Source organism: Streptomyces flavofungini, from assembly GCF_041028215.1.
Lineage (GTDB): Bacteria > Actinomycetota > Actinomycetes > Streptomycetales > Streptomycetaceae > Streptomyces > Streptomyces flavofungini_B.
Map to the genome: position 1 here is coordinate 1 of NZ_JASKYR010000588.1, position 5,610 is coordinate 5,610.

At 73.0% G+C, this 5,610-nt stretch carries 4 protein-coding genes; 3 read left to right on the forward strand and 1 reads right to left on the reverse strand.

Features of this window, described 5'->3' with window-relative positions:
• From AB8Z36_RS30305 to AB8Z36_RS30315, 3 genes are all read left to right on the forward strand, one after another.
• On the forward strand, positions 1 to 1,306 hold a 1,306-nt coding region (locus tag AB8Z36_RS30305; RefSeq protein WP_440582035.1), incomplete at its 5' end, for a sensor histidine kinase.
• A 13-nt stretch (positions 1,307 to 1,319) separates the two neighbouring features.
• Positions 1,320 to 1,964, forward strand: coding sequence for a LuxR C-terminal-related transcriptional regulator (locus tag AB8Z36_RS30310; RefSeq protein WP_369216586.1), 645 nt, complete (start codon positions 1,320 to 1,322; stop codon positions 1,962 to 1,964).
• Positions 1,965 to 2,382: 418 nt separating this feature from the next.
• On the forward strand, positions 2,383 to 3,801 hold the full coding sequence (locus tag AB8Z36_RS30315; protein ID WP_369216587.1) for a PP2C family protein-serine/threonine phosphatase: 1,419 nt from the start codon (positions 2,383 to 2,385) through the stop codon (positions 3,799 to 3,801).
• A 20-nt stretch (positions 3,802 to 3,821) separates the two neighbouring features.
• Here AB8Z36_RS30315 and AB8Z36_RS30320 read toward each other — a convergent pair whose 3' ends face one another.
• Positions 3,822 to 5,315 carry a DNA-binding protein NsdB gene (locus tag AB8Z36_RS30320; RefSeq protein WP_369216588.1) on the reverse strand — a complete coding sequence of 498 codons (1,494 nt, stop codon included), beginning with the start codon at positions 5,313 to 5,315 and terminating at the stop codon, positions 3,822 to 3,824.
• Between the last annotated feature and the right edge of the window lie 295 nt (positions 5,316 to 5,610).

The window sequence follows — 5,610 nt, forward strand, 5'->3', positions numbered from 1 at the left end:
AGATCATCCGGGCCGCCCTCGGCGGCCCGCCCCCCCGGSKGAACGGGCCGCCGAGGCCCTGTACTGCCTCGCCACCTCCCCGCTGGGGATCGCCGGCGGGCTGCTCCTGACCGTGCTGCTCGCGCTGGGCCTGGCGCTCACGGTGTCGCTGCTGCTCGCGGTGGCGGGCGCGCTCCTGGTCATCGCGTGCCTGCTGCTGGCCCGCGCGCTCGGCGGCGTCCACCGCGCGCTGGCCGCGGCGCTGCTCGGCGAACGGGTCGCGGACCCGCCTCCGTTCCGGCCCGGCCAGGGCTTCGTGGGGCGCCTGGACGCGCGGCTGCGGGACGGCACCGGCTGGCGTGCGGCGGCCTACGTCCTGGCCAAACTGCCGCTCGGCGCCCTGACCGCGTACGCCGCCCTCTGGTGGCTGACCGGCCTGGTGAATCTCACCGCTCCGCTGCGCTGGACGGTGTTCGGGCAGCGGCCCGCACCCGGTGACCCCGGGGGCATGCCGGTGCTCAGCCCCCTGCCCTTCGGCGGCCAGGACGCCGGCACCTTCGCCGGGACCTGGCTCGCGGTCCTGGTCGGCGTGGTCACCCTGCTGACGGCGCCCTGGGTCACCCGGGCCGTGGTCGCGGGCGACCGCTGGCTGATCAGGGCGCTGCTCGGCCCCGACCGCCTCGCCGACCGCGTACGCGATCTGGAGGAGACCCGCGCCCTGGCCGTCGACGACTCGGTGGCGCTGCTGCGCCGGGTCGAGCGCGATCTGCACGACGGCGCGCAAGTACGCCTGGTCGCCGTCGCGATAAGCCTGGACATGGTCAAGGAGCGCCTCGACGCGGGCCTGCCCCTGGACGTGCGGCGCGTCCGGCAACTGGTCGAGGGCGCACACCAGAACACCACCCAGGCCCTGACCGAGCTGCGCGATCTGGCCCGCGGCATCCACCCGCCCGCCCTGGACGACGGACTGCCCGACGCCCTCGCCACGCTCACCGCGCGCAGCTCGGTGCCGGTCGAGCTCACGGCGGACGTGCCGGTGCGGCCCACCCCCGCGATCGAGACCATCGCCTACTTCTGCGCCGCCGAACTCCTGGCCAACGTCATCAAGCACAGCGGCGCCCGCCGGGCGAGGGTCGCCGTGACCCAGCGCGGCGGGCTGCTGCGGCTGACGGTCACCGACGACGGGCGGGGCGGCGCGCGGCCCGGCGCGGGCAGCGGCCTGACCGGGCTCGCGCAGCGGGTCCGCACGGTCGACGGGCGCATCGAGGTCCACAGCCCCGGGGGCGGCCCCACGACGGTCACCGTCGAGCTGCCGCCGCGCGCGTGAGAGCATGCGGGCCATGCGTGTCGTGATCGCCGAGGACGCCGCCGTCCTCAGGGAGTTGCTGGCCCAGATGCTCACCGAGCGCGGGCACGAGGTGGCCGCCGCCGTGGGCGACGCGGACGCACTGCGCGCGGCGGTCGCCGAGCACCGCCCCGACGTCACCGTGGTCGACATCCGGATGCCGCCGGCCCACACGGACGAGGGACTGCGCGCGGCCATCGACATCCGCGCCAAGTACCCCGGCACGGGGGTGCTGCTCTTCTCGCAGTACGTCGAGACGCGGTACGCCACACGGCTGCTCGCCGCGGGCTCCGCGGGCGTCGGCTATCTGCTCAAGGACCGGGTGGCGAATGTCGCGGAGTTCACCGACGCGCTGGCGCGCGTGGCGGCGGGCGGTACCGCGCTCGACCCCGAGGTCGTCACGCAGCTCGCCGGGGCGGGGCGCCGCGCGGCCGACCTCGCGCCGCTCACGGCCCGTGAGCGCGAGGTGCTCTCGCTGATGGCGGAGGGCCGCTCCAACGCGGCCATCGCGCAGGCCCTGTTCGTCTCGGCGGGCACGGTGGAGAAGCATGTGGCGTCGGTCTTCGACAAGCTCGGGCTGCCCGTGTCGCAGGACGACAATCGGCGGGTGCTCGCCGTCATCCGGTATCTGCGTTCCTGAGTGCGCCGTGCGTTCGTTCCCGGGCGCCCGGATTGAGCGCCCGGCGCGCGCCGTTTCGCGAACTGACCCGGAAGAAGTATTCGAATGGCACACTTGCTCGTCCGTCGAACGGAAATGCCCCTCGCGCTCGACGACGGACCGGGACGGACCGGGGCCGACGTAGACGAACCGCCCAGGCCGCACCCCGGCCACTCCTCGGGAACTCCGCATTCCGGCCGGAAACACCTACGTGTTCTTCACTCTTTATCCACAGACTTACGCCCCGGTACGCACATACCCGCAGGACAAAGGCATATGCCCTAAGCAACACTGCATCGGGTGTTGCCAAATCCCTTACGGGCCCTCACCCGCTGTGCCAAAGTCATGAGCGGTCCACCACTGCCGAGTTGGTCGTACCGCCTCTTCAACGGAGCACCCCATGCCGTCCCACGTCTTCGCGGACCATGCCGCCACTCAGCCGCCCCAGCGCGGCGCGGTCGACGCGCTGATCTCGCAGACGCGCCGCCTGCGCGGCGAGGTGGACGCCGTGCGGCGCGAGACCGTGACCGACGGCGCGGACGCGGCGGGACGCTGGCAGCGGGCCCTGTGCGATCTGGCGGTGCACCAGCTCAACGACCTCGACGAACATCTCGCCCAACTGCGCGAAGGCCCGCCGCGGGCCGGAGGGGAGCCCGCGGCGCCGGCCGCGCCCGACACGGAGGACGCGCGCGAGGGCTTTCTCCTGAGCCGGGTCGGCAGCGCCGAGTGGAACCTCCTCACCGACGAGGCCACCTGGTCCGGCGAGCTCTACGAAATCCTGGGCCGCGACACGGCCGCCCCGCCCCTGTCCCTGGACGAACTCCCCGCCCTGGTGCACATCGAGGACCAGCCCCTGCTCACCGCGATGGTCACGGACTGCCTCGTCGACGGAAAGCCGATCGACGGCGAGTTCCGCGTCGTGCGGCCGGGCGGCGAGGTGCGCCAGGTGCACATGATGGGCGAGCCGGTGCTCGCGAGCGACGGCTCCACCGCCTCCATGTGGGCGGTCCTGCGGGACGTGAGCGAACTGCGCCGTAGCAGGCTCGCCGTCCTCGAGAGCCGGGACACCCTCCAGCGCAACCACGACTTCGCCGACACCGGGCAGCACCTCGCCGCCGCCCTCCAGGAAGCGGTCCTCCCGCCCTGGCGCGACACCCTGCGCTTCCCGGCGAGCGGCCCCGGCAGCCTGGACCTCGCCGCCCACTACCTCCCCTCCTCCTCCGGCACGACGATCGGCGGTGACTGGTACGACGCCATGCAACTGCCCGACGGCGACGCCCTGTTGAGCGTCGGTGACCTCACGGGCCACGGCGCCACCGTCACCTCCGGCATGGCGATGCTGCTGGGCGCGCTGCGCGGCATGGCGGTCGCCGGAGCCCGCCCAGGACGTCTCCTCGGCTGGCTGAACCAGTTACTGGAAGCGACCGCCCAGCCCGCACTCGGCAGCGCCCTCTGCTGCCGCTACGAACCGGACGGCCACCGCCTCACCTGGGCGCAGGCCGGACACCCCGCCCCCCTGCTGTTCCGCGACGGGACGGGACGCGCGCTGATCCCCCCGACCGGCGTGACCCTCGGAGCCGCCTCCGGAGCGGCCTACGAACAGGCCGAGGTGCAGCTCCGCCCCGGTGACCTCCTGCTGCTGCACACCGACGGACTGGTGCCCGGCCGCGACCGCGACACGGCCACCACCGATCTGCTCGCGATGGCCCCCCACTTCCCCCGGGCGCGCAGCGCGCAGGACTGCGTGCGCGCGGTCGTACAGGCCTTCGGCGCTGTCCCGCGCGAGGACGACGCCTGCCTGCTGATGGCCCGGGTCTAGTACGCCACCCGGAACTCAGCTCACGCCCGTGCCGTCCTGCCCGACCCCCTTGGCCCCTTCGGCAGCGCCAGTTTGATCTCCTCGCGCAGGTCCTGGATCTTCGGGTAGCCCGAGTACTGCGCCGTCAGCCGGAACATCTCGCGCAGCCGGTCCCAGGTGCGGTGGGAGGAGTTCGAACTTATCGACACCAGGGCCAGGCGCGCGTAACGGTCGGCCTGTTCGGGGTCGTCGCCGATGAAGCAGGCCGAGGCCAGCGAGATGTAGTCGAAGATCTGCGAGCGGTCGCGGCCCTTGGCCCGCAGTTCCAGGGCCAGCTTGGCGTGCCGCTGCGCGACGCCCGCCGCGGCCGGCTCATGGTCGGCGAGGGTGCGGTACGCCAGGGCCTGCATGCCGTGCAGGTCCGCCTCGTCGAACATCGCCATCCAGCTCGGTGGCGCCACGTCGCCCTTGTCGGAGACGAAGAGGTCCTCGGCGAGGCCGAGCGTGCGCCGCATGGCCTGGCCCTGTCCCATCGACGCCTGCGCCCAGGCCTCGATGGTGTACAGCATCGCCTTGGTGCGCGGCAGGGTCTCGTCGCCGCCGCCGGACTTGGCCAGCTTCATCAGGTCGAGGGCATCGTCCGGCTTGCCGAGGTGCACCATCTGGCGCGCGGCCCGTGACAGGGCCTCCCCGGCGCGCGGCCGGTCTCCGCCCTCGCGCGCCGCGTGCGCCGCGATGACGAAGTACTTCTGCGCCGTGGGTTCGAGGCCGACGTCGTGCGACATCCAGCCCGCGAGGACGGCGAGGTTGGCGGCGACGCCCCACAGGCGCCGCTGGAGGTGATCGGGGTGGCGGTAGGCGAGCATGCCGCCCACTTCGTTGAGCTGGCCCACCACGGCCTTGCGCTGGAGTCCGCCGCCCCGGGACGCGTCCCAGGCGCGGAAGACCTCGACGGAGCGCTCCAGCTCCTCGATCTCCTGGGACCCGATGGGAGCGGCCTCGTAGCGGTCGGACCCGGCGGGGTCGACGTGCAGGGGGTCGCTGAGACGGGGGGCGTCGGCCGCGAGGGCCGGGTCGGCGTGCAGCCAGTCGTGCATGGCGCTGCTGAGTGCGGAGCCTGCGGCAAGCGCAGCGCCCGCGCCCACCAAGCCGCGTCGGTTGAGCATGAGGTCCATTCCCGTGAATTCGGTGAGGACCGCGGCCGTCCGTTCGGGCGCCCATGGCACGCCGTCGGGGTGCTCCACACTCCCGTCGCCCTGCCGCTTCCCTGGGCGTCCCTGCCGGACCAGACCTAGATCCTCAGTGGTCACGACACGGCCGAGACGCTCGGTGAACAGGACCGCCAGCACCCGGGGCACCGGATCGCGCGGGATCTCGCCCATGTCGATCCACCGCCGCACCCGCGAGGTGTCGGTGGCCAGCTGCGGATGGCCCATGGCCGCCGCCTGCCGGTTCACCAGTCTCGCGAGCTCACCCTTGGACCAGCCGGCCAGGCCGAACAGGTCCGAAAGGCGGGTGTTGGGTTGTCCGTTCACGTCAAGCCCCCAGGTTCTCGGCTGAGTTGACAGTAACCGTCTGTCAGTTGCTGAGCGACTATTCGCCAGGGTTCGCCAGGGTGCGCCACATGGTGTGCCAGGGGACGCCGGGTGTCAGGTAGGAATGCGCCACCCCGACCCGGCCGCCGCAAGGCACTCCCCAGGGTGCACCCGAAGCGGCCGGGCCGGGAGGTGCTCGCAATTCACAGGCACACGAAGGGATCTGTTCACCCCATGTACGCAGCATCGTCCTCCGTGTCCGCCCCGCCCCGGCCGCTTCGGGTGCACCCTGGGG